Consider the following 22,107-nt stretch of genomic DNA (forward strand, 5'->3'; position numbering starts at 1 on the left):
GCCGCGTCGCCGGTGCCCGCATCCGCGCCGCTCAGGCGCTCGCCTCGGCGCCGGAGTCCTCCTCGAGGACGGTGCCCTGCGCCGACCACGGGAAGTCGATCCACTGGCCGGTGGCCCGCCACGCGTAGTCGGGCGTCGCGATCGTGCCGGGCTTCGTGTAGATGCAGACCGAGCGCACCTCGGCGCCCGCCTCGCGCAGCATCGCGACGGCGAGGGCGAGGGTGCGCCCGCTGTCGGCGACGTCGTCGACGAGCAGCACACGCTTGCCGGGCAGGTAGCCGAGATCAAGGTCGGGCGGCAGCAGCGCGGGCGCCTCGAGCACCGTGCCGATGCCGGTGTAGAACTCGACGTTGAGGGCCCCGCAGCTCTTCACGCCGAGCCCGTAGGCGATGGCGCCGGCGGGCAGCAGGCCGCCGCGCGCGATGGCCACCACGACATCGGGGACGAAGCCGTCCGCCACGATCGTGCGCGACAGCTCCCGCGTCGCCTCACCGAATCCGTCCCACGTCAGCACTTCACGCTCGTTCGTCACCGCACCAGCCTAGGTCGTCTGCCTGCGGGGTTCGGGGCGCGTCGAGGCGGACTCCGCGCGGCGCGACACGGAGTGCCGTCCGCACTGCGACCGAGTCCGGTGGGCCTAGACTCACCGCGTGGCGACCCGAACCGCACTGCGCACCCCGCTGTCCTCCTCCGCACTGGGGATCACCGCCGGCCTCATCGGCTGGTTCATCCTCGTCGAGCTCGTGAGCGGCATCCTGCAGGGGTACTACGTGCCGCTGTTCAGCGACATCGTCGTGCACCTGGGCATCCACGACTCCGACGTCAACTGGTTCGAGGCGGCCCAACTGCTGCTGTCGGCGCTCGTCGTGCCGGTGCTCGCGAAGCTCGGCGACATGTACGGGCACAAGCGGATCCTGCTGATCGCCGCGATCCTCACCGCCGGGGCCACCTGGTGGCTCGCCTTCGCGGGATCGTTCTGGACGTTCCTCATCGCATGGGCCTTGCAGGGCTTCTACGTCGTCTGGCTGCCGCTGGAGATCGCGCTCATCTTCGAGCGCGGCCGCGTGCAGCAGCGGGGCGTGTCGCAGACCCGCCGGGCAGCGGGCCTGCTGGTGGTGGGCCTGCAGGCGGGGGCGATCATCGGAGCCCTGGCGGCGGGACGCGTGTTCGCGGCGACGGGCGGAGACCTCACGACCACCCTCATCGTGCCCGCCGTCGCCGTCACCCTCGTCGCCGTCGTCATCTGGCTGTGGGTGCCCGAATCCACGCCCGAGCCGGGCAGGCGCCTCGACACCGCCGGCTTCGTCCTGCTCGCCTGGGCGCTGCTGCTGGTGACCGGCGCGCTCGCGTGGATGCGGATGATCGGCGAGCTCGACCTCGGCGCGGGCGCCTGGTGGTGGGTGGCTGCGCTGCTGGTGGGCGGCATCCTGCTGTTCGTCTGGTTCGTGCGCTACGAGCTGCGCCAGGACGACCCAGCGATCGACATCCGGGTGCTGCGCAAGCCCGAGATGTGGCCGGTGCAGGCCACCGCGTTCCTCATCGGCATCAGCCTGCTCGGAGCCCAGGGGCCGCTGTCGACCTACGCCGGCACCGACCCGGCCGTCGGGTACGGACTCGGACTCGACGCGACAGAGCGCTCCAACATCATCGGCGTCTACCTCGTCTCGCTCATCGTCGGCGCCGTGCTGTTCGCGGTGACCTCCCGCAAGGCGAGTCCGCGCATCGTGCTGATCGGCGCCTCGCTGCTGGTCGGCATCGGCTACCTCCTGTTCCTGCCGTTCCACCTGGAGCTGTGGCAGGTGCTGCTGAACCTGTCGATCGCGGGCCTGGGCTGCGGCGCGCTCGTCGGCGCGATGCCGGCGGCGGCCGCTGCGGCGGCGCCCCGCGGTCAGACGGGCGTGGCCTCCGCCCTCACCAACACGACCAAGACGATCGGCGGCACGTTCGCCTCGGCGGTGTTCGGCGTCGTGCTGGCCGCCGGCGTGGGCGCGGTCGCGAGCCAGACCGCCGCCTCGCTCGGCGGCTACATCACGGTGTGGGCGGTGTGCGCGGCGGGAGGGTTCCTCGCCGCCGTGCTGCTGCTGTTCGTGCCGAAGGTCGCCTTCGCCGACGCTCCTCCCGCCTGAGAGGCTTCGCCCCAGGTCAGTGGCCGCGGGGGCGCAGCGGCCCGCGCGCGAGCTGGTGCGCGGCCGACTGGGCGACGGGGCGCATCGTCACGAGGTCGAGGTTGACGTGTCCGGGCGCGTTCAGCGCGTACGCGATGACGTCGGCGACATCGTGCGCCGTGAGCGGGTTCTCGACGTCTTCGTAGACCTTCTCGGCGGCGTTCGCGTCGCCGCCGAGCCGGTTCAGGGTGAACTCCGGCGTGTGCACCATGCCGGGCGCGATCTCGACGACGCGGATCGGCTCCCCGCCGAGTTCGAGTCGCAACGCATGCACGAGCATCGCCTCCCCCGCCTTCGCCGCGTTGTAGCCCGCGCCGCCCGGGTAGGCGATCTGCGCGGCCGTCGAGGTGACGAACACCGTGTCGGCGTGGCCGTCGGATGCCGCCGCCTCGCGCAGCAGCGGCAGCAGCGCCGCCGTCACGAGCTGCGTCGACAGCACGTTGGCCTCGAACATCCAGCGCCAGTCCTCGGCGCGGCCGTCCTCGACGCGATCGGCTCCGCGCGCGCCGCCGGCGACGTGCACGAGCGCGTGCACGGGTCCGGTCGCCGCCAGGTGCTCGGCGAGCGCGGCGACGTCGGCGGTGCGCGTGAGGTCGGCGGCGAACGAGGCCGACCCGACCTCGGAATCCAGCGTCTGGAGCCGCTCGGCGCGGCGCGCGACGCCCACGACGTCCCAGCCCGACGCCCGCAGCGCGCGCACCGCCGCCTCGCCGATCCCGGAACTGGCCCCTGTCACCACTGCACGTCGCGTCGTCATCCCCCCACGCTACCCGTGGCCCGCCGGCCCTGGATTACGCCCCGTGTCCGGGCCTTTGCCTCACGGATCCCTGCGGGCATACAGTCCTGGATGTCGGCATCCGCCGATCCCGCGTCGACGCGTTGCGCCGGCGCACCGACGGCATCCGACCGTCACCGAACCAGCACGTCCAGCACGACACCGGGGAGCCCGACATGACCGCATCCGAGAACTGGCGCTTCGAGACGAAGCAGATCCACACCGGCGCCCAGCCCGACCCGGTGACCAAGGCGCGGGCGACGCCGATCTACCAGACCACCTCGTACGTGTTCGACAACGCCGACCACGCCGCGAACCTGTTCGCGCTGGCCGAGTTCGGCAACATCTACACGCGCATCCAGAACCCGACCCAGGATGTCGTCGAGCAGCGCGTCGCCGCGCTCGAGGGCGGTACCGGGGCGCTGCTGGTGGCCTCCGGCCAGGCGGCCGAGACCTTCGCGGTGCTCAACATCGCGCAGGCGGGCGACCACATCGTCTCGTCGAGCTCGATCTACGGCGGCACCTACAACCTCTTCAAGTACACGCTGGCCAAGCTCGGCATCGAGACGACGTTCGTCGAGAACCAGGACGACGCCGAGGAGTGGCGCCGCGCCGTGCGTCCCAACACGAAGCTGTTCTTCGCCGAAACGGTCGGCAACCCGAAGATCAACATCCTCGACATCCGCACGGTCGCCGACGTCGCCCACGCCGCCGGCGTGCCGCTGATCGTCGACAACACGATCGCGACGCCGTACCTCATCCGCCCGTTCGAGCACGGCGCCGACATCGTCGTGCACTCGGCGACGAAGTTCCTCGGCGGCCACGGCACCGTCATCGGCGGCGTCATCGTCGACGGCGGATCGTTCCCGTGGTCGCAGAACGTCGAGAAGTTCCCGGGCCTCACCGAGCCCGACCCGTCGTACCACGGCGCCTCGTACACGACGGCCGTCGGCGACGGTCTGGCCTACATCATCAAGGCACGTGTGCAGCTGCTGCGCGACCTCGGTGCCGCCATCTCGCCGCAGAGCGCGTGGCTTCTCATCCAGGGCATCGAGACGCTGTCGCTGCGCATCGAGCGTCACGTGCAGAACGCGCAGGAGATCGCGGAGTGGCTCGAGAACCACCCCGACGTCGCCTCGGTCAACTACTCCGGCCTGCCGAGCTCGCCGTGGTACGCCGCCGCGAACTCCTACGCGCCGAAGGGCGTCGGCGCGGTGCTCTCGTTCGAGCTCAAGGGCGGTGTGGAAGCCGGCCGCGAGTTCGTCAACTCACTGACCCTGTTCAGCCACCTCGCCAACATCGGCGACGTGCGCTCGCTCGTGATCCACCCGGCATCCACGACCCACTCCCAGCTGACCCCCGAGCAGCAGCTCACGACCGGTGTCACCCCCGGCCTCGTGCGCCTGTCGGTCGGCCTCGAGAACATCGACGACCTGAAGGCCGACCTCGAGCAGGCGCTCGCCGCGGCGCGGCGGTTCGCCGAGGCCGCCCGGGCCTGACCGGGGTCACCGGCTCCGCACAACGCCGCGAACTCCGCATCCGATCACCGCATCGGACGCGGAGTTCGCGCGTTTCTGCGGAGCTCGCGCCCGCCGGATGCCGCAGACGTAACACGACGCGGCGGCCGCGACCCAGCCGAGAGAATGGACACCATGGACTGGCAGACCTCCGAAGACACGGTGCCGAGCGCGCCGATCACGGAGGCCGACGCGCGCCTGCTGCGCGCCCGTCCCCCGGCCACCGGCGCCTGGCGCGACGGCGACCCCGTCGGGAACCGGCACTTCGCGTGGCTCGGATCGTTCCGCACCGAGAGCGGCCGCGAGCTCCCCGGCATCCGGCTGGCGTACGAGACGTGGGGCGAGCTGTCGCCCGCCGCCGACAACGCGGTGCTCATCCTGCACGCCCTCACCGGCGACAGTCATGTCGTCGGCGACGCGGGCCCCGGACACCCCACCGACGGCTGGTGGAGCGAGGTCGTCGGCCCCGGGCGCGCGATCGACACCGACCGGTGGTTCGTCGTGGCCCCGAACATGCTGGGCGGATGCCAGGGCTCGACGGGCGCATCCTCCATCGCGCCGGACGGCCGCGAGTGGGCCTCGCGCTTCCCCTACCTGTCGATCCGCGACCAGGTGGCCGCCCAGGCGCTGCTCGCCGACCACCTCGGCATCGGCACCTGGGCCGCCGTCGTCGGCGGCTCGATGGGCGGCATGCAGGCGCTGGAGTGGGGCGCAGGCCTGCCGGAGCGCGTCGAGCGGCTCGCCGTCATCGCCGCTCCCCCGTACTCGACGGCCGACCAGGTCGCGCTGAACTCGGTACAGCTGGAGGCCATCCGCATCGATCCGCGGTTCTCCGGCGGTGAGTACTACGACGCCGCCGACGGCGAGGGCCCGCACCGCGGCCTCGCCCTCGCCCGCCGCATGGCGATGCTGAACTACCGGTCGATGATCGAGCTCAACCAGCGCTTCCAGCGCTCGTGGCAGTCCGGCGTGAGCCCGCTCGGCCACGGTGGTCGCTTCGCGGTGGAGAGCTACCTCGACTTCCACGGCAACAAGTTCACCCGCCGCTTCGACGCGAACACCTACCTCACCCTCGTCGAGGCGATGAACTCGCACGACATCGGTCGGGGCCGCGGCGGCGTCGAAGAGGCCCTCGCCCTCGTCACGGCCCGCACGCTCGTGCTCGGCATCGACAGCGACCGGCTGTTCCCGCTCGAGGGGCAGCAGCGTGTCTTCCGCGGCATCCGCTCCACGATCGACGACGAGCTGGTCGTGCTGACGAGCGACTTCGGCCACGACGGATTCCTCATCGAGACCGCCGAGGTCGGCGGCCATCTCGCCCGCCTCCTCGCGAGCTGAGCGGGTCGCTGCCGCGGCTCAGCCGGGGTCTCAGGCGACGACGAGCACTCTTCGCCGGTCGACCGCGACGGCGATGAGCGCGATCGCGAGTCCCGCCGCGGCGAGGCCCGCACCGAGCCAGATCGGGGCGACGAAGCCGAGGCCGGCCGAGATGACGAGCCCCCCGAGGAAGGCGCCCAGGGCGTTGCCGATGTTCAGCGCGGAGTGGTTCAGCGCGGCGGCGATCGACTGGTTGTCGCCGGCGACGTCCATGAGCCGCGTCTGGATGGCGGGGCTGATCGCCGAGGAGGCGAAGCCGACCAGGAAGACGAAGACGGCCGCCACGACCACCCACTGGGCGGTGAGGGCGAGCGCCACCTGCACCGCGATCAGCACGACGAAGCCGCCCAGCAGGGTCCGCACGAGGTCGCCGTCGGCGAGCCGGCCGCCGACGAGGTTGCCGACCGTCATGCCCAGGCCCATCACGACCAGCACGATCGGGACCACCCATTCCGGCGAGCCGGCGACGTCGGTGACGACCGGCGCGATGTAGCTGTAGCAGGCGAAGAACCCGCCGAAGCCGATGGCGCCGAAGGCGAGCGTGAACCACACCTGGCCGACGCGGAACACGCCCAGTTCGGCGCGCAGCGTGCGCCCCGGATCGCCGGCATGGGCCGGGACGAACATCCAGATGAGCAGGCTCGCGAGGGCGAAGATGCCGGCGACCACCGCGAACGCGGCCCGCCAGCCGACCTGCTGGCCGAGGAAGGTGCCCAGCGGCACACCGACGACATTGGCGATCGTGAGACCGGTGAGCACGAATGCGACGCCCTGCGCGCGCTTCCCCGGGCCGAGCACGTCGGCGGCGACGAGCGCGCCGATGCCGAAATACGCTCCGTGCGGGAGGCCCGCCAGCATCCGCGAGGCCAGCACCGTCTCGAAGGTGGGGAGCAGGAACGTCAGCGCGTTGAAGACGGTGAGGGCCAGCGCAAGCCCCAGCATGACGCGGTGTCGCGGGTACTTCGCGACGGACCCGGCGATGGTGGGGGCGCCCACGACGACCCCGAGGGCGTAGGCGGTGATGAGCCAGCCGGCACGGGCGATCGCGTCTTCAGGAGCATCGGCGTAGAGCGACGGGAGCAGGTTCTCGGCGATGCCGGGGAGCAGTCCCATCACCACGAATTCGGTCATGCCGATACCGAAGCTGCCGACGGCGAGGGAAAGGAGCGCCCACGTCGCCGCCCCCCTCGTGCTGTTCGAGGAGGTCACCGCATCAGCGTAGTGGCCTCAGCGGAGGTCGGGATTCGCGGCATCCTCGATCGCCTGTTCGAGGCGCTCGATCTTGCCGTCGATCTCGCCCGTGTAGCCGGGGCGGATGTCGGCCTTCAGCACGAGCGACACGCGCGAGCCGTAGGGCATGACGGCGTCGGTGGCCGCCTTCACGACGGCGAACACCTCGTCCCACTCCCCCTCGACCTCGGTGAACATCGACGTCGTGCGGTGCGGGAGGCCGGACGCGCGCACGACGGCGACGGCGGCGGCGACGGCGTCGTGCACCGAGCCGTCGGCGTTGCCGGTGCCGGACGGGGCGACGGAGAAGGCGATGAGCATGGGGGCTCCGATCAGACGGGGTCGGGGGTGGGACGGACGGAGAGGTCGGGGCGGGCCGCGGCGGCGGGACGCCTCACGCGGGTGCGCACGCGCGCGAGGCGTACGGTCATCCAGACCAGCAGTGCCACCAGTAGGAGGTTGCGCACCGTGAGGGTGACGACGGCGACCGGCTCCGGCGGGGCCGTGAGGATGCCGTTGTAGAGCACCGGGTAGACGATCTGCGTGAGCAGGGCGGTGGCGAGCACGAGCAGCGCGGGGCGCCACCAGCGGCGGCGGTCGAGCACCAGCCCGAGGATCACCGACGGGAACAGCCAGCAGATGTACTGCGGTGAGCCGACCTTGTTGAACGCGATGAAGGCGACCACGAGCGCGAGCGACAGCGTCGGGAACAGGGCCGCGAACGTCGCGCCGCGCCACGCCTTGACGCCGCCGAGCACGGCGACGGCGCCGACGGCCAGCACCAGGACGGGCGTCATCGCGGCGATCACGGGGTCGATCTGCGTGCCGGTGACCTGGAAGGTGAGGATGTCGGGGTCGTAGTACACCCAGAACCCGGGGATCTGCAGCAGGGCGCCCCACAGGTAGAACCCGCTCACGGGCGCCTCGACCTGGAGGCCGCGGGAGGTCTGCTCGCTCAGGAACCCGAACGCGTGGGCAGCTCCCCCCATCGCCGCGACGGTCAGCAGCGTGAGCGCGCTCACCGCAAGCGCGCCGCCGACGATCGCGAACCGTCGGCGCACGGCGACGACCGCCGCCGCCAGCAGGGCCGCCGGCCACACCTTCATCCATGTGGCGATCGCGAGCAGCACCGAGGCGACCCAGGGGCGGCCGACGAGCCACAGGCAGGCGGGCACCGCGAGGGCGACGGTGAACCCGTCGAGGCGGTACAGGCCCACCGGCCCGAGCAGTGCGATCGCGACGAGCCAGAACCAGGCGGCGACCGTGCGGGACTGCGAGCGGCCCCGCCCGACGAGCACGGCGAACGCGGCCGCGTCCGCCACCGTCACCAGCAGCGCCCAGCCGACGATGTAGCCGCCCCCGACCACCGCGAACAGATGCGCCAGCAGCATCGGCACGAGCGCGAGCTGCGGGTAGACCCAGGGGGTGTCGATCCCGACGACGCCGAGCCCGTGCAGCGCCTGGGTCGACCACGGCTCGTACACGTTGTAGACGTCGCCCATGGGCTGGTTCGGCATGACCCACCCGAGCCACGCGACGCCGAGGTGCACGAGGGCGAACGCCACCCACAGCACCACCCGTCTCGACACCCGCCCATCATACGGATGCCGGTGCACCGCAGCCGGGGCGCTCAGCCGTGACGCAGCAGCGCCCCGACGACCCCTGGCAGCGCCTCGGCGACGTCGAGCGCCGTCACCGGGCCGCCCCCCGCACGCTCCACGGCCGCGGCGGCGGCGTGGCCGTGCAGCCACGCGGCGGTGGCGGCGAGCGGCCCCAGATCGGCGGCGTCGAGCCGGCCTCCCTCCCGCTCGCGCGCGGCGGCCGCACCGGCCACGAGGGTGCCGAGCACGCCGCCGAGCACGTCCCCGGTGCCGGCGGTGGCCAGCCACGGCGTCGGCGCGGCGACCGTGCGCACCGCGCCGTCGGGGGTCGCGACGACGGTGAGAGCCCCCTTGCGCAGCACCGTGCCGCCCAGTCGCGCCGCCGTCTCGGCGACCGCCCCGGGATCGGCGGGGTCGGCGGAGTCGGCATCCGGGAGCCCGAGGGCCGCGCGCAGCCGACCGAACTCCCCGGCATGCGGGGTGACGACCAGCGGCGCGGATGCCGCCGGGGCGAGATCGAGCGCACCGGCGTCGACCACGACGGGCAGCTCGCCCGCCAGCAGTCCCCGAAGCGTCGCCGTCTCGGCGGGGCTGCGCTCGGCGGCATCCGTGCCCGACCCGACGAGCCACGCCTGCACGCGCCCGTCGGCGGCGACCGTCTCGGGGCGCCGGGCGAGCACGAGGGCGGTCGGGCGGGCACCGCCCAGGTAGCGCACCATGCCGATGCCCGTGCGCCACGCGGCCTCCACGCCCAGCACGGCGGCACCGGGGTAGCGCTCCGATCCGGTTCGGACACCGAGCACGCCGCGGGAATACTTGTCGTCGGACGCCGTTGGCTTCCGGAGCAGGGACGCCGCGTCGGCGGCCGTCCAGTCGTCGGTCATGGCGCCACCCTAGTCGGGGCACCCGCGCCGATCGGCCCCGGTGCCGGGCGTCCCGCATCCCCGTCCGCGCCGCGTCAGGAGCATCACCGCATGAGTCAGCTGTTCACCCCGATCGAGCTCGCCGGGCACACCGTCCGCAACCGCCTGTGGGTCGCACCGATGTGCATGTACTCCGCGACCGACGGGATGCCGAACGACTGGCACCACGTGCACCTCGCCCAGTTCGCCGCCGGCGGGGCCGGCATGGTGATCGCCGAGGCCACTGCCGTCGTGCCCGAGGGACGTATCTCCCCCGAGGACACCGGGATCTGGAACGACGCGCAGGCCGAGGCCTGGGCCCCCATCACCGCGGCGATCCGTGCCCGTGGCGCGGTGCCGGCCATCCAGCTCGCCCACGCCGGCCGCAAGGCCTCGACGTGGTCGCCGTTCGCCGGACGCGGTCACGGCTCGGTTCCCGAGGGCGAGGGCGGCTGGCCGACGCTCGCCCCGTCCGCCGTCGCCTTCGACGGGTACGCGACGCCCGCCGAGCTCGATGCGGCCCAGATCGACGCCCTCGTCGACGCGTTCGGCGCCGCCGCCGCCCGCGCGTGGGGCGCCGGGTTCGAGGCGCTCGAGGTGCACGCCGCGCACGGCTACCTGCTGCACGAATTCCTGTCCCCGCTGAGCAACCACCGCACCGACGAGTACGGCGGCAGCCTCGAGAACCGCGCGCGCCTGCTGCTGCGCATCCTCGACGCCGTGCGCGAGGCGGCGCCCGAGGCGCTGCTGATGGTGCGCTTCTCGGCGCAGGACTGGGCCGACGGCGGTTGGGACCTCGCGCAGACCGCGACCGTCGCGACTTGGGCCGCCGCGCACGGCGCCGCCTTCGTCGACGTCTCCAGCGGCGGGCTCGTGGCGCACCAGAAGATCACGACCGGTCCCGGATACCAGGTGCACCTGGCCGCCGGCATCCGCGAGGCGACGGGACTGCCCGTCGGCGCGGTCGGCGAGATCACAACCGGCCCGCAGGCCGAGGCGATCCTCGCCTCCGGCGAGGCGGATGTCGTGCTCGCCGCGCGGGAATGGCTGCGCGATCCGCACTTCGCCCTCCGCGCCGCAGGCGAGCTCGGCGACGCCGACCTCGCCCCGTGGCCCGCACAGTACCTGCGGGCCCGCCGCCGCGCCTGACGCGGCGCCCCACCCCACGCACGCGAGAGCCCGCCCCGACCGCAGTCGGAGCGGGCTCTCGTGCCTCTCGGATGCCGCGGGTCAGAAGCCGCGACGCGTCGCGTCGTGCACCTCGCCGACGAGCTCCTCGATGATGTCCTCGAGGAACAGCACCCCGGTGACCTCGCCACCGGGACCGCGCACCTGCGCGAGGTGGCGGCTGGAGCGGCGCATGAGGGCCAGCGCGTCCTCCAGGTCGGTCGATTCGGCGACGGAGACCATGTGGTGGATGCGCTTGGGCTTGATGGGCTCGGCGATGTCGTTCTCGGCATCCGCCCCCTCGGCCGCCCGCAGCACGTCCTTCAGGTGCACGTAGCCCAGCGGCACGCCCTGGTCGTCGACGATCACGTAGCGCGAGTAGCCGTGCTTGGCGACCGCGCGCTCGATCTCGTCGGGCGTCGTCGTCTCGGGCAGCGTGACGAGGTCGGTGAGCGGCACCGCGATGTCGGCGGCTTTCTTGTCGGTGAACTCGACGGCGGCGGCCACGGCACCCGACGCGTCGTCGAGCACCCCCTCGATCCGCGACTGGTTCACGATCGTGGCGACCTCGTCGAGGGTGAAGGTCGAGGCGGCCTCGTCCTTCGGCTCGACGCGGAACAGCCGCACGACGTGGTTCGCGATCCAGTTGAGCGCCACGATCAGCGGGTGGAACACCTTCGAGACCCACACGAGCGGCGTCGCCAGCAGCAGCACCGCGCGGTCGGGCAGCGAGAACGCCAGGTTCTTGGGCACCATCTCGCCGAACACGACGTGCAGGTACGACACCAGGATCAGCGCGATCGCGAACGCGACGCCGCCGATGACGGCCTCGCTCCAGCCGGTGAGTCCGAGCGGCCCCTCGAGCAGATGGTGGATCGCCGGCTCCGACACGTTCAGGATCAGCAGCGAGCAGATCGTGATGCCCAGCTGGCTGGTCGCGAGCATGAGCGTCGCGTGCTCCATGGCGTAGAGCGCGGTCTTGGCTGCCTTCGACCCCTTCTCGGCGAGCGGCTCGATCTGCGAGCGGCGCGCCGAGATGACGGCGAACTCCGCGCCGACGAAGAACGCGTTGAAGACCAGCAGCACGACCAGCCATGCGATTCCCGCCCAGTCGTTCATCGCTGCTCACCTCCCTCGCCGTCGACACCGGCCGGCAGCGGATGCGGTGTGAACTTCACCCGGTCGACGCGGCGACCGTCCATGCGCTGCACCGTGAGGGTGCCGTCTTCGAGCTCGACCACGTCGCCGACGACGGGGATGCGCTCGAGCGTGGACATGAGGAACCCGCCGACGGTGTCGTACACGTCGCCCTCGGGCACGCGGATGCCGGTGCGGTCGAGCACTTCGTCGGGGCGCAGGTCGCCGCCGAAGACGACGCCCCCGCCGATGCGGACGACCCCGGCGCGGTTGCGGTCGTGCTCGTCGAGCACCTCGCCGACGATCTCCTCCACGAGGTCTTCGAGGGTGACCACGCCCGCCGTGCCGCCGTACTCGTCGACGACGATCGCCATCTGGTAGCCGCGGGAGCGCAACTCCGACATGACGGAGTCCAGCTGCACCGCCTCGGGCACGCGCAGCGGCTCCTCGGCGATGGCCGCCGCCGGCACGTCGCCGCGACGGTCGCGCGGCACGCTCACGGCCTGCTTCAGGTGCGCGATGCCGGTGATGTCGTCCATGGACTCGTCGTACACCGGGAACCGGCTGTGACCGGTGCGGCGGGCGAGCTGGATCAGGTCTTCGACGCTGTCGCCGGCGGCGATCGCGTGCACGCTCGGCCGCGGGGTCATGACGTCGGCGGTCGTGAGGCGGGCGAAGGTGAGGGTGCGATCCAGCAGCGTCGCGGTGTCCTCCTCGAGCACGCCGGCGCTCGCGGAGCGGCGCACGAGGCTCGACAGTTCCTCCGCGGTGCGCGCGCCCGACAGCTCCTCCTTGGGCTCGACGCCCATCGAGCGCAGCACGCCGTTGGCGCTGCCGTTGAGCACCGTGATCGCCGGCTTGAACACCGTCGTGAACGCGACCTGGAACGGCATCACGAGCTTCGCGGTCTGGCGCGGCACCGCGAGGGCGAAGTTCTTCGGCACGAGCTCGCCGATGATCATCGAGAAGGTCGTCGCGATCGTGATCGCCACGACCACCGCGATCGGGCGGGCCGCGGCATCCGACAATCCCCACGCGGTGAAGACGGGACTCAGCAGGTTCGTGATCGCCGGTTCCATCGTGTAACCGGTCAGCAGCGTCGTGAGCGTGATGCCCAGCTGCGCGCTCGACAGGTGCGTCGAGGTGATCCGCAGCGCGCTGATCGTCAGCGCGAGTCGTGACTCACCGGCATCGCGCCGCGCTTCGAGATCCGCGCGGTCGAGGTTCACCAGCGCGAACTCGCTGGCCACGAACAGGCCGGTGCCCACCGTCAGAAGCAGCCCCACGCCCAACATGACGTAATCCATCACGCATCACCTCCGCTCTGGCGGAAGCAGGGTCGGTGGGGCGAGCGTCTATTAGGGGGGTCATCCATAGTCAGAAGATTCTAGGGGATCCCCGCCCCGCCGCGGCCGTGAACGCTGTCCGCCGAGTTCGCCGGTCGCGCGCCGAGTTCGCCGGCGATCTCGGCGCGGAGCGGGCGATCTCGGCGGGGAGGCGGCGAACTCGCGCGCACCCGGGCCGCGTCACCAGCTGACGGGGAGCGCCTTGCCCTCTTCGTAGCCGGCGGCGGACTGCAGGCCGACGAGCGCGCGGTCGTGGAATTCGGCCACGGTCGCCGCACCGGCGTAGGTGAAGGACGAGCGCACACCCGAGGTGATCATGTCCACGAGGTCCTCGACCGACGGCCGCAGCGGGTCGAGGTAGATCTTCGACGACGAGATACCCTCGGCGAACAGCTCCTTGCGGGCGCGCTCGTAGGCGTCCAGACGACCGAACCGCCCCTGTACCGCCTTCGTGGAGGCCATGCCCCACGACTCCTTGAACACCCGTCCGAGCTCGTCGACCTGCAGCCGGCCGGGGGCTTCGATCGTGCCGGCGAACCACGAGCCGATCATGACGGATGCCGCGCCCGCCGCCAGGGCCAGGGCGACGTCGCGGGGGTAGCGCACCCCGCCGTCGGCCCACACGTGCGCGCCCAGCTCGGCGGCGGCCTGCGCCGTCTCGAGCACGGCGGAGAACTGCGGGCGGCCGACGGCCGTCATCATGCGGGTCGTGCACATCGCGCCCGGACCGACACCGACCTTCAGCACCGACGCACCGGCATCCACGAGGTCGCGCACGCCGTCGGCGGTGACGATGTTGCCGGCGACGATCGGGATGCCCAGGCCCAGGCCGCTCACGGTGCGCAGCGCCCGCAGCATCCCCTCCTGGTGCCCGTGCGCGGTGTCGACCACGAGCACGTCGACACCGGCCGCGGCGAGCGCCTTCGCCTTCGCGGCGACGTCGCCGTTGATCCCCACGGCGGCGGCCACGATCAGCCGGCCCGAGGCGTCGACGGCCGGCCGGTAGAGCGAGCCGCGCAGCGCGGTGCGCTGCGAGAGCGTGCCGACGAGGTGTCCATGCTGCAGCACGCAGACGATCTCGGCGTCCGCGGCGACGAGCAGGTCGAAGGCGGCGCGCGGGCTGTCGACGTCGTCGGCGTCGATCGACGCGCTGCGTCCGCGGGCGAGGTCGCCGAGGCGGGCGTCGGGCAGCGCCGTGCCCAGCCGGGTCGCGGGGACGATGCCGAGGATGTCGTCGACGTGCACGGGCCCGTCGGTCTTCTCCGACACGACTATGCCGTGACCGACCGTCGCCGGCAGCAGCTCGGCGGCCTCCACCACCGTCGTCTCGGGCGCGAGCACGAGGGGGGTGTCCCAGCCGACGGGCTGATCCTTGACCCATCGGATGGCGGCATCGAGGTCCTGCAGGGGCATGTCCTGCGGCAGCACGCCGAGGCCGCCGCGCCGGGCGAGGGTGGCCGCGAGGCGGGGCCCCGTGACCGAGTTCATGTTCGAGGCGACCAGCGGCAGGGTCGCGCTCGTGCCGTCGCCGGGCGACAGGTCGACGTCGAGCCGGCTCGTGACGGCCGAGCGACGCGGCACGAGGAAGACGTCGGAGTAGGTCAGATCGACCGTGGGGAGGGCGCCGGAGAACTGCATGAGTCCACGGTACCCACCGAAGTCGGGTGCCCGGCTGGGAGGACCGCGTCGATGCCGCGGTATCAGCCGATCGGAAGGTGAACCTGGGCTACCCTGGATTGTTGTGCGCGTGGGGCTTCGCGCCCCCGCACGATCCGAGTCTTCATCGATGAAAGCAGGCGAACTCGTGTCCAGCCAGGTGACCGGCGTGGGAACTTCGAGCGACGGCGATTTCGGGGCCAACGAATGGCTCGTCGCCGAGATGTACGAGCAGTACGCGAAGGACAGGAACTCGGTCGACCAGTCCTGGTGGCCGATCCTCGACGCCTACAAGGCGAACACGGCGACGGATGCCGCTCCCGCCGCGCGTGACGCCGCTCCGGCGGCGGGGCCCGCCGCCGCGCCGCAGACCCCCGCCGCCGCGCAGCAGACTCCGGCCGCCGCGCAGCCGACGGCCGCCGAGCCGCGTCCCGTGACCGCCGCGGTGCCCGTCGCGGGCGCCCAGCCGGTGGCGCGCACGACGGCGCGTCCGGCATCCGCCCAGCCGGTGCCTGCGCAGGCGCCGAAGGCCGCGCCCACGACCCCCGCCGAGGCTCCCGACGACGACGTGGTCACGCCGCTGCGCGGCATGCCCAAGACGCTCGCCGCCAACATGGACGAGTCGCTGACGGTCCCGACCGCCACCTCGGTGCGCACCGTCCCGGCGAAGCTGATGATCGACAACCGCATCGTCATCAACAACCACATGGCCCGCACGCGCGGCGGCAAGATCAGCTTCACCCACCTCATCGGCTGGGCCCTCATCCAGGCGCTCAAGGAGTTCCCGAGCCAGAACGTGTCGTACGCCGAGGTCGACGGCAAGCCGTCGGTCGTCGCGCCGGCGCACGTCGGTCTCGGCATCGCGATCGACCTCCCCAAGCCCGACGGCACCCGTGCGCTCATGGTGCCGAGCATCAAGCGCGCCGAGACGCTGTCGTTCCACGAGTACCTCAACGCGTACGAGGACCTCGTCAAGCGGGCCCGCGCCGGAAAGCTGACCGGCGCCGACTTCCAGAACACGACGATCTCGCTCACCAACCCGGGCGGCATCGGAACGGTGCACTCCGTGCCGCGCCTGATGAAGGGCCAGGGCTGCATCGTCGGCGCGGGCGCCCTCGAGTACCCCGCGGAGTTCCAGGGCTCCAGCGAGCGCACCCTCACCGAGCTCGGCATCGGCAAGACGATCACGCTGACGAGCACCTACGACCACCGCGTCATCCAGGGCGCCGGGTCGGGCCAGTTCCTCAAGATCGTCCACGAGATGCTCATCGGCGGCCACGGCTTCTACGACGACATCTTCGCCGCGCTGCGCATCCCCTACGCTCCCATCCACTGGTCGAGCGACATCAACGTCGACCTCGCCGAGCGCGTCGACAAGGCCGCGCGCGTGCAGGAGCTCATCAACTCGTTCCGCGTGCGCGGCCACCTGATGGCCGACATCGACCCGCTCGAGTACGTGCAGCGCACGCACCCCGACCTCGAGATCGAGAACCACGGGCTGACCTTCTGGGACCTCGACCGCGAGTTCGTCACGGGCGGCTTCGGCGGCAAGCGCACGATGAAGCTGCGCGAGATCCTCGGCGTGCTCCGCGACTCGTACTGCCGCACGATCGGTATCGAGTACATGCACATCCAGGACCCGGCGCAGCGCAAGTGGTTCCAGGACAACGTCGAGGTCAAGTACCAGAAGCCGACGCACGACGAGCAGTTGCGCATCCTCGACAAGCTCAACCAGGCCGAGGCGTTCGAGACGTTCCTGCAGACGAAGTACGTGGGACAGAAGCGCTTCAGCCTCGAGGGCGGCGAATCGCTCATCCCGCTGCTCGACGAGATCCTCCAGGGCGCAGCCGGTGCGGGCCTCGACGGCGCCACGATCGGCATGGCGCACCGCGGTCGCCTCAACGTCCTCACGAACGTCGCCGGCAAGACCTACAGCCAGATCTTCCGCGAGTTCGAAGGCTCGGTCGCGATCGGCTCCAAGCGCGGCTCGGGCGATGTGAAGTACCACCTCGGCACCGAGGGCACGTTCGTCTCCGACGGCGGCTCCGAGCTTCCGGTCTACCTCGCCGCGAACCCCTCGCACCTCGAGACGGTCGACGGCGTGCTGGAGGGCATCACCCGCGCCAAGCAGGACCGCAAGCCGATCGGCACGTTCTCGTGGCTGCCCGTGCTCGTGCACGGCGACGCCGCGTTCTCGGGCCAGGGTGTCGTGGTCGAGACGCTGCAGATGTCGCAGCTGCGCGGCTACCGCACCGGCGGCACCGTGCACATCGTCGTCAACAACCAGGTCGGCTTCACGACGCTCCCCCAGGACGGGCGCACCTCGGTGTACGCGACCGACGTCGCCAAGACGATCCAGGCGCCGATCTTCCACGTCAACGGCGACGACCCCGAAGCGGTCGTCCGCGTCGCCGAGCTCGCCTTCCGCTACCGCCAGGAGTTCCAGCGCGACGTCGTCGTCGACCTCGTCTGCTACCGCCGCCGCGGTCACAACGAGGGCGACGACCCGTCGATGACGCAGCCCCTCATGACGAACCTCATCGAGGCCAAGCGCTCGGTGCGCCGCCTGTACACCGAGGCCCTCGTCGGCCGCGGCGACATCACCGAGGAGGAGTACGAGAAGGCGAAGCAGGACTTCCAGAACCGCCTGGAGGTGGCCTTCGCCGAGACGCACGAGGCCGAGACGGGTGCGGCATCCGTCGTGCCGACCACGACCGGATCCCTCGAAGTGGTCGCCGGCGAGCCCGAGACGACGGGTGTCGGCGAGGAGCTCATCCACCGCATCGGCGACGCGTTCGTCAACAAGCCCGACGGCTTCACCGTGCACGCCAAGCTGCAGCAGCTGCTCGACAAGCGCCGCGACATGAGCCGCAACGGCTCGGTGGACTGGGGCTTCGGCGAGCTGCTCGCGTTCGGCTCGCTGCTGGCCGAGGGCACGAACGTGCGTCTCGCCGGTCAGGATGCCCGCCGCGGCACGTTCGTTCAGCGCCACGCCGTGCTGCACGACCGCGACAACGGCCAGGAATGGCTGCCGCTGGCGAACATCGGCGACGGCCAGGGCCGCTTCTACGTGTACGACTCGCTGCTGAGCGAGTACGCGGCGATGGGCTTCGAGTACGGCTACTCGGTCGAGCGCCCCGACACCCTCACCCTCTGGGAGGCGCAGTTCGGCGACTTCGCCAACGGCGCCCAGTCCGTCATCGACGAGTACATCTCGGCGGCCGACCAGAAGTGGGGTCAGCAGTCGAGCGTCGTGCTGCTGCTCCCCCACGGTTACGAGGGTCAGGGACCCGACCACTCGTCGGCGCGTATCGAGCGCTACCTGCAGATGTGCGCGCAGGACAACATGACCGTCGCGCGCCCCTCGACCCCGGCGTCGTACTTCCACCTGCTGCGCCGTCAGGCCTACGCCCGCCCGCGGCGTCCGCTGATCGTGTTCACGCCCAAGGCCATGCTCCGTCTGCGCGGTGCGACCAGCCAGGTCGCCGACTTCACGTCGGGCCGCTTCGAGCCGGTGCTCGACGACGACCGCGGCGTCGACAAGAGCCAGGTCAAGCGGGTGCTGCTGCACTCCGGCAAGATCCACTGGGACCTCAAGGCCGAGCTCGACAAGAACCCCAACCCCGAGATCGCCCTCGTGCGCCTCGAGCAGTTCTACCCGGCCCCGATCGACGAGCTCAACGCCGTCATCGACGCCTACCCGAACGCGCAGCTGGTGTGGGTGCAGGACGAGCCCGAGAACCAGGGCGCCTGGCCGTTCATCTCGCTCGAGGTCGTCAAGCACCTGCACGGTCGCACGATCCGCCGCGTCTCCCGCCCGGCCGCCGCCTCGACGGCCACCGGGTCGCCGAAGGTGCACGCCGTCGAGCAGCAGGCGATCCTCGCGAAGGCGCTGACTCTCTGAACGCACCGCGCGCGGCCGGGACACCGGCCGCGCTCGCCTTCCTCGACAACCCGACCGCCCGTCACGGCGCGCGTACCGGGGCGTCGCGGCGTGCCCTCGAGCGGCTCCGCGCGGCCGGTGTCGATGTGCGGATGCTGACGGCGCGCACACCCGGCGAGGCTGCGACCGCGCTCGCCGCGGCGGCCACGACCGACGTCGGCGGCGTCGTCGTGGCGGGCGGCGACGGGACCGTCTCCCTCGCGCTGCAGGCACTGGCGGGCACCGGCATCCCGCTCGGCATCATCCCGACCGGGACCGGCAACGACCTCGCCACGAGCCTCGGACTGCGCGACCTCGACGCCGATGCGGCCGCCGACGCCGTCCTCGGCGGACGGGTGCGCACCGTCGACCTGGCGCGCCTCACCCGTGCCGACGGCTCCTCGACGCTCTACGGCACGGTGCTCGCGAGCGGGTTCGATTCTAAGGTCAACGACCGGGCGAACCGGATGCCGTGGCCCCGCGGACACGCGCGTTACGACATCGCGATCCTCGTCGAGTTCCTCCGCCTCGGCTCCGACCGGTACCGCCTGGACCTCGAACTCGACGACGGCTCGACCCGTGTCGTCGAGGATGACCTGCTGATGGCGACGATCGGCAACGGGCGCACCTACGGCGGCGGCATCCCGATCTGCCCCGACGCCGACCTCGAGGACGGACTGCTCGACGCCGTGATCGTCCGCGCCGTCTCACGCCCGCGCGTGTTGCGGCTGCTGCCCCGCGTCTACCGCGGCACGCATCGGTCGATCCCCGAAGTGACGATGCTGCGCGTGCGCGCGGCGACCCTGACGGCGCGCGGCGTCACCGCGTACGCCGACGGCGAGCCGCAGGGGCCGCTGCCGGTGCGCGTCGAGGTCGTGCCGGCCGCGATCGGCGTGTTCGCGCCCTGAAGCGCGCGCCTCAGCGGCTCAGTGACTCAGCGGCTCAGTGGTGCGTGGCCTGCTCGGCGCGCAGCCGGCTGAGCACGAGATCGCGCAGCTCCTCGGGCGCCGACTCCTTGCACGCCCGCGCGACGACGGCCGTGAGGGTCGTCGCGACGAGGGCCTCGTCCCGGCACGACGGGCAGTTCTCCAGATGCTCGCGGATGTCGGTGTGCTCGGTCTTGCACACCTCGTTCCGCAGATACTCCTCGAGATCCTTCCGGGCTTTGTCGCAGCCGCAGTCGCTCATTTCGCGCTCCTCGTGGCGGGCACCTCGATGCCCCGCTCTTTCGCATAGTCCGCCAGCAGGTCACGCAGCATCCGCCTGCCACGGTGCAGGCGGCTCATGACCGTGCCGATCGGGGTTTTCATGATGTCCGCGATCTCCTGATACGCGAAGCCTTCGACGTCGGCGAGGTACACCGCGAGCCGGAAGTCCTCGGGGATCGACTGCAGCGCGTCCTTCACGACCGACGCGGGCATGTGGTCGATCGCCTCGGCTTCGGCCGAGCGGCTGCTGGTCGCCGTCGTCGATTCCGCACCGCCCAGCTGCCAGTCCTCGAGGTCGTCGATCGTCCCCTGATACGGCTCGCGCTGCTTCTTGCGGTACGTGTTGATGTAGGTGTTGGTGAGGATCCGGTACAGCCACGCCTTGAGGTTCGTCCCCTGCGTGAACGACGCCCACGACGAGAACGCCTTGACGAACGTCTCCTGGACGAGGTCGGCGGCGTCGGCGGGGTTGCGCGTCATCCGCATGGCGGCGGCGTACAACTGGTCCATGAACGGCAGCGCCTGCTGCTCGAACTGGTCCCGGGGATCCTGGGGCTGCGGCGTGGCGTCCGCCTCGTGTTCCATCAGCGCCCAGTCTACGTCCGGGGTCGCCGGCACCTCGGGGTGTGGTGCGCGATCGAGCGTCGCGAGCATGTGCCTCCTTCGGAGCGTCCGGCCACCGCCGACGGCGCGCGATCGGTTCGGGTCGCGGTGTCGACGGGTTCGTTAGGGTAGAACCCGATGACCGCCACCGGGTATTCCCCAGCCCCGTCCGCACCGGACTCGTCCTGGGCGGCGCCCGTGGCCGGGGCCCCGGTCCATGCGACCGTCTCGATCCCCGGATCGAAGTCGCTGACCAACCGCAAGCTCGTGCTCGCCGCGATCGCCGACCAGCCCTCGACGCTGTCCGCCCCGCTGCACTCCGACGACTCCGCGCGGATGGTGGAGGCGCTGCAGGCGCTGGGCACGCAGATCGACGAGGTCGAGGGGACGGGCGAGTTCGGTCCCGACCTCTACATCACACCTCCCTCGTCCCTCCGCGGCGGGATCACCGTCGACTGCGGTCAGGCGGGCACCGTGATGCGCTTCATCGCCCCGCTGGCCGGGCTCGCCGACGGCGACGTCACGATCACGGCGCACGAGAGCGCGCTGCACCGCCCCATGGGAGTCATGGTCAAGGCACTGCGCGAGATCGGGGTCGACATCGACGACGGCGGCACCTGGTCGCTGCCGTTCACGGTGAAGGGGCGCGGTCACGTCCGCGGTGGCGAACTGACGATCGACGCGAGCACGTCGAGCCAGTTCGTCTCCGGCCTGCTGCTGGCGGCGCCGCGCTTCGACGTGGGACTGCACCTCGTGCACTCCGGCGAGCGCCTGCCCAGCATCCCGCACATCGACATGACCGTCGAGGTGCTCGCCCGTCGCGGCGTGCACGTCGAGCGGCCGACGCCGACGGAGTGGATCGTCCCGGCCGGCGCGCCGCGCGGACGCGATGCCACGATCGAACCCGACCTGTCCAACGCCGCCCCGTTCCTCGCCGCCGCCGTCGTGACAGGCGGCGCCGTCACGATCCCGGGGTGGCCGGCCTCGTCGACCCAGCCCGGCGCGCTGCTCAGCGACATCCTGCCGCTGCTCGGCGCCCGCGCGAGCCGGCGCGGCGGCGCCCTCACGGTCACGGGCGGACCGCGCATCGCCGGCGTCGACCTCGACCTCACGGCGGCGAGCGAGCTGACCCCCGCGCTGTTCGCCATCGCCGCCTTCGCCGACGCCCCCACGACGCTGCACGGCATCGGACACATCCGCGGCCACGAGACCGACCGCATCGCCGCACTGATCGACAACCTGCGCGCGCTCGGCGGCGAGGCGGAGGAGCTGCCCGACGGCATCCGCATCCTCCCCCGCCCGCTGCACGGCGGCCTGTGGCGCGCCCACCACGACCACCGGATGGCGACGGCCGGGGCGATCATCGGCCTGCGCGTTCCGGGGGTCGAGGTCGACGACATCGGCACGACCGCCAAGACCCTGCCCGAGTTCCCCGAGCTGTGGCGGCGGCTCCTCGACGGCGACGCGCCGGAGTGACGCGCATGACCTGCGGCGGCGATCG

At 71.8% G+C, this 22,107-nt stretch carries 18 protein-coding genes; 7 read left to right on the top strand and 11 right to left on the bottom strand.

What is annotated here, in order from left to right; genetic code table 11:
• Positions 1 to 31: 31 nt before the first annotated feature.
• A complete protein-coding gene (locus C7474_RS11255; RefSeq protein ID WP_121060063.1) occupies positions 32 to 532 on the bottom strand; it encodes a phosphoribosyltransferase in 501 nt (166 codons plus the stop codon).
• Positions 533 to 650: 118 nt separating this feature from the next.
• Between C7474_RS11255 and C7474_RS11260 the strand changes: the two genes are divergently transcribed.
• On the top strand, positions 651 to 2,126 hold the full coding sequence (locus C7474_RS11260; RefSeq protein WP_241965215.1) for an MFS transporter: 1,476 nt from the start codon (positions 651 to 653) through the stop codon (positions 2,124 to 2,126).
• Between the two features lie 16 nt (positions 2,127 to 2,142).
• Here the strand turns inward: C7474_RS11260 and C7474_RS11265 are convergent, their stop codons facing one another.
• Positions 2,143 to 2,922 carry an SDR family oxidoreductase gene (locus C7474_RS11265; protein ID WP_199692438.1) on the bottom strand — a complete coding sequence of 260 codons (780 nt, stop codon included), beginning with the start codon at positions 2,920 to 2,922 and terminating at the stop codon, positions 2,143 to 2,145.
• 194 nt (positions 2,923 to 3,116) lie between these two features.
• Here C7474_RS11265 and C7474_RS11270 point away from each other — a divergent pair, with 194 nt between their 5' ends.
• Both C7474_RS11270 and metX read left to right on the top strand, forming a co-directional pair.
• A complete protein-coding gene (locus C7474_RS11270; RefSeq protein WP_121060710.1) occupies positions 3,117 to 4,439 on the top strand; it encodes a bifunctional o-acetylhomoserine/o-acetylserine sulfhydrylase in 1,323 nt (440 codons plus the stop codon).
• 153 nt (positions 4,440 to 4,592) lie between these two features.
• Complete coding sequence (gene metX / locus C7474_RS11275) at positions 4,593 to 5,795, top strand: homoserine O-acetyltransferase MetX (RefSeq protein ID WP_121060065.1); 1,203 nt, start codon at positions 4,593 to 4,595, stop codon at positions 5,793 to 5,795.
• A gap of 30 nt (positions 5,796 to 5,825) precedes the next feature.
• Here the strand turns inward: metX and C7474_RS11280 are convergent, their stop codons facing one another.
• From C7474_RS11280 to C7474_RS11295, 4 genes are read right to left on the bottom strand one after another with little or no spacing between them, the layout of a single operon-like run.
• Positions 5,826 to 7,043, bottom strand: a complete 1,218-nt coding sequence (locus tag C7474_RS11280; protein ID WP_422385797.1) for an MFS transporter — start codon at positions 7,041 to 7,043, stop codon at positions 5,826 to 5,828.
• A gap of 18 nt (positions 7,044 to 7,061) precedes the next feature.
• On the bottom strand, positions 7,062 to 7,385 hold the full coding sequence (locus tag C7474_RS11285; RefSeq protein WP_121060067.1) for a thiamine-binding protein: 324 nt from the start codon (positions 7,383 to 7,385) through the stop codon (positions 7,062 to 7,064).
• Between the two features lie 11 nt (positions 7,386 to 7,396).
• Complete coding sequence (locus C7474_RS11290; protein ID WP_241965216.1) at positions 7,397 to 8,653, bottom strand: hypothetical protein; 1,257 nt, start codon at positions 8,651 to 8,653, stop codon at positions 7,397 to 7,399.
• 41 nt (positions 8,654 to 8,694) lie between these two features.
• Positions 8,695 to 9,549, bottom strand: coding sequence for an ADP-dependent NAD(P)H-hydrate dehydratase (locus tag C7474_RS11295; protein WP_121060069.1), 855 nt, complete (start codon positions 9,547 to 9,549; stop codon positions 8,695 to 8,697).
• A 90-nt stretch (positions 9,550 to 9,639) separates the two neighbouring features.
• Here C7474_RS11295 and C7474_RS11300 point away from each other — a divergent pair, with 90 nt between their 5' ends.
• Complete coding sequence (locus C7474_RS11300; protein WP_121060071.1) at positions 9,640 to 10,716, top strand: NADH:flavin oxidoreductase/NADH oxidase; 1,077 nt, start codon at positions 9,640 to 9,642, stop codon at positions 10,714 to 10,716.
• A gap of 81 nt (positions 10,717 to 10,797) precedes the next feature.
• On the opposite strand, the gene C7474_RS11305 is transcribed toward C7474_RS11300, so the two are convergent.
• The 3 genes from C7474_RS11305 to guaB1 form a co-directional block, all read right to left on the bottom strand.
• Positions 10,798 to 11,853, bottom strand: a complete 1,056-nt coding sequence (locus C7474_RS11305; protein WP_121060073.1) for a hemolysin family protein — start codon at positions 11,851 to 11,853, stop codon at positions 10,798 to 10,800.
• Positions 11,850 to 13,178, bottom strand: a complete 1,329-nt coding sequence (locus tag C7474_RS11310) for a hemolysin family protein (protein WP_121060075.1) — start codon at positions 13,176 to 13,178, stop codon at positions 11,850 to 11,852. Before C7474_RS11310 ends, C7474_RS11305 begins: the two co-directional genes overlap by 4 nt.
• A gap of 219 nt (positions 13,179 to 13,397) precedes the next feature.
• Positions 13,398 to 14,855 carry a GMP reductase gene (gene guaB1, locus C7474_RS11315; protein WP_121060077.1) on the bottom strand — a complete coding sequence of 486 codons (1,458 nt, stop codon included), beginning with the start codon at positions 14,853 to 14,855 and terminating at the stop codon, positions 13,398 to 13,400.
• A gap of 166 nt (positions 14,856 to 15,021) precedes the next feature.
• Here guaB1 and C7474_RS11320 point away from each other — a divergent pair, with 166 nt between their 5' ends.
• Both C7474_RS11320 and C7474_RS11325 read left to right on the top strand, forming a co-directional pair.
• The gene (locus tag C7474_RS11320) at positions 15,022 to 18,777 is read left to right on the top strand and encodes a multifunctional oxoglutarate decarboxylase/oxoglutarate dehydrogenase thiamine pyrophosphate-binding subunit/dihydrolipoyllysine-residue succinyltransferase subunit (RefSeq protein ID WP_199692462.1); all 3,756 of its coding nucleotides are present in this window, start codon (positions 15,022 to 15,024) and stop codon (positions 18,775 to 18,777) included.
• Positions 18,774 to 19,703, top strand: coding sequence for a diacylglycerol kinase (locus C7474_RS11325; protein ID WP_121060716.1), 930 nt, complete (start codon positions 18,774 to 18,776; stop codon positions 19,701 to 19,703). Before C7474_RS11320 ends, C7474_RS11325 begins: the two co-directional genes overlap by 4 nt.
• Before the next feature lie 34 nt (positions 19,704 to 19,737).
• On the opposite strand, the gene C7474_RS11330 is transcribed toward C7474_RS11325, so the two are convergent.
• Positions 19,738 to 19,983 (bottom strand): zf-HC2 domain-containing protein, encoded by a 246-nt coding sequence (locus tag C7474_RS11330; RefSeq protein ID WP_121060081.1) that lies wholly within the window; start codon positions 19,981 to 19,983, stop codon positions 19,738 to 19,740.
• The gene (locus tag C7474_RS11335; RefSeq protein ID WP_121060083.1) at positions 19,980 to 20,657 is read right to left on the bottom strand and encodes a sigma-70 family RNA polymerase sigma factor; all 678 of its coding nucleotides are present in this window, start codon (positions 20,655 to 20,657) and stop codon (positions 19,980 to 19,982) included. Before C7474_RS11335 ends, C7474_RS11330 begins: the two co-directional genes overlap by 4 nt.
• Before the next feature lie 87 nt (positions 20,658 to 20,744).
• Here C7474_RS11335 and aroA point away from each other — a divergent pair, with 87 nt between their 5' ends.
• Entirely contained in the window at positions 20,745 to 22,082 is a 1,338-nt protein-coding gene (gene aroA, locus C7474_RS11340) for a 3-phosphoshikimate 1-carboxyvinyltransferase (RefSeq protein ID WP_121060085.1), read from the top strand.
• Positions 22,083 to 22,107 lie beyond the last annotated feature (25 nt).

It is taken from the genome of Microbacterium telephonicum, from assembly GCF_003651225.1.
Taxonomy (GTDB): Bacteria; Actinomycetota; Actinomycetes; order Actinomycetales; family Microbacteriaceae; genus Microbacterium; species Microbacterium telephonicum.

What these genes read in the sequence shown, in the direction of transcription:
- C7474_RS11265 (WP_199692438.1), bottom strand. Translation starts at nt 2,922, where the DNA reads ATGACGACGCGACGTGCAGTGGTGACAGGGGCCAGTTCCGGGATCGGC.
- C7474_RS11270 (WP_121060710.1), top strand. Translation starts at nt 3,117, where the DNA reads ATGACCGCATCCGAGAACTGGCGCTTCGAGACGAAGCAGATCCACACC.
- metX (WP_121060065.1), top strand. Translation starts at nt 4,593, where the DNA reads ATGGACTGGCAGACCTCCGAAGACACGGTGCCGAGCGCGCCGATCACG.
- C7474_RS11285 (WP_121060067.1), bottom strand. Translation starts at nt 7,385, where the DNA reads ATGCTCATCGCCTTCTCCGTCGCCCCGTCCGGCACCGGCAACGCCGAC.
- C7474_RS11295 (WP_121060069.1), bottom strand. Translation starts at nt 9,549, where the DNA reads ATGACCGACGACTGGACGGCCGCCGACGCGGCGTCCCTGCTCCGGAAG.
- C7474_RS11300 (WP_121060071.1), top strand. Translation starts at nt 9,640, where the DNA reads ATGAGTCAGCTGTTCACCCCGATCGAGCTCGCCGGGCACACCGTCCGC.
- C7474_RS11305 (WP_121060073.1), bottom strand. Translation starts at nt 11,853, where the DNA reads ATGAACGACTGGGCGGGAATCGCATGGCTGGTCGTGCTGCTGGTCTTC.
- C7474_RS11310 (WP_121060075.1), bottom strand. Translation starts at nt 13,178, where the DNA reads ATGGATTACGTCATGTTGGGCGTGGGGCTGCTTCTGACGGTGGGCACC.
- guaB1 (WP_121060077.1), bottom strand. Translation starts at nt 14,855, where the DNA reads ATGCAGTTCTCCGGCGCCCTCCCCACGGTCGATCTGACCTACTCCGAC.
- C7474_RS11330 (WP_121060081.1), bottom strand. Translation starts at nt 19,983, where the DNA reads ATGAGCGACTGCGGCTGCGACAAAGCCCGGAAGGATCTCGAGGAGTAT.
- C7474_RS11335 (WP_121060083.1), bottom strand. Translation starts at nt 20,657, where the DNA reads ATGCTCGCGACGCTCGATCGCGCACCACACCCCGAGGTGCCGGCGACC.
- aroA (WP_121060085.1), top strand. Translation starts at nt 20,745, where the DNA reads ATGACCGCCACCGGGTATTCCCCAGCCCCGTCCGCACCGGACTCGTCC.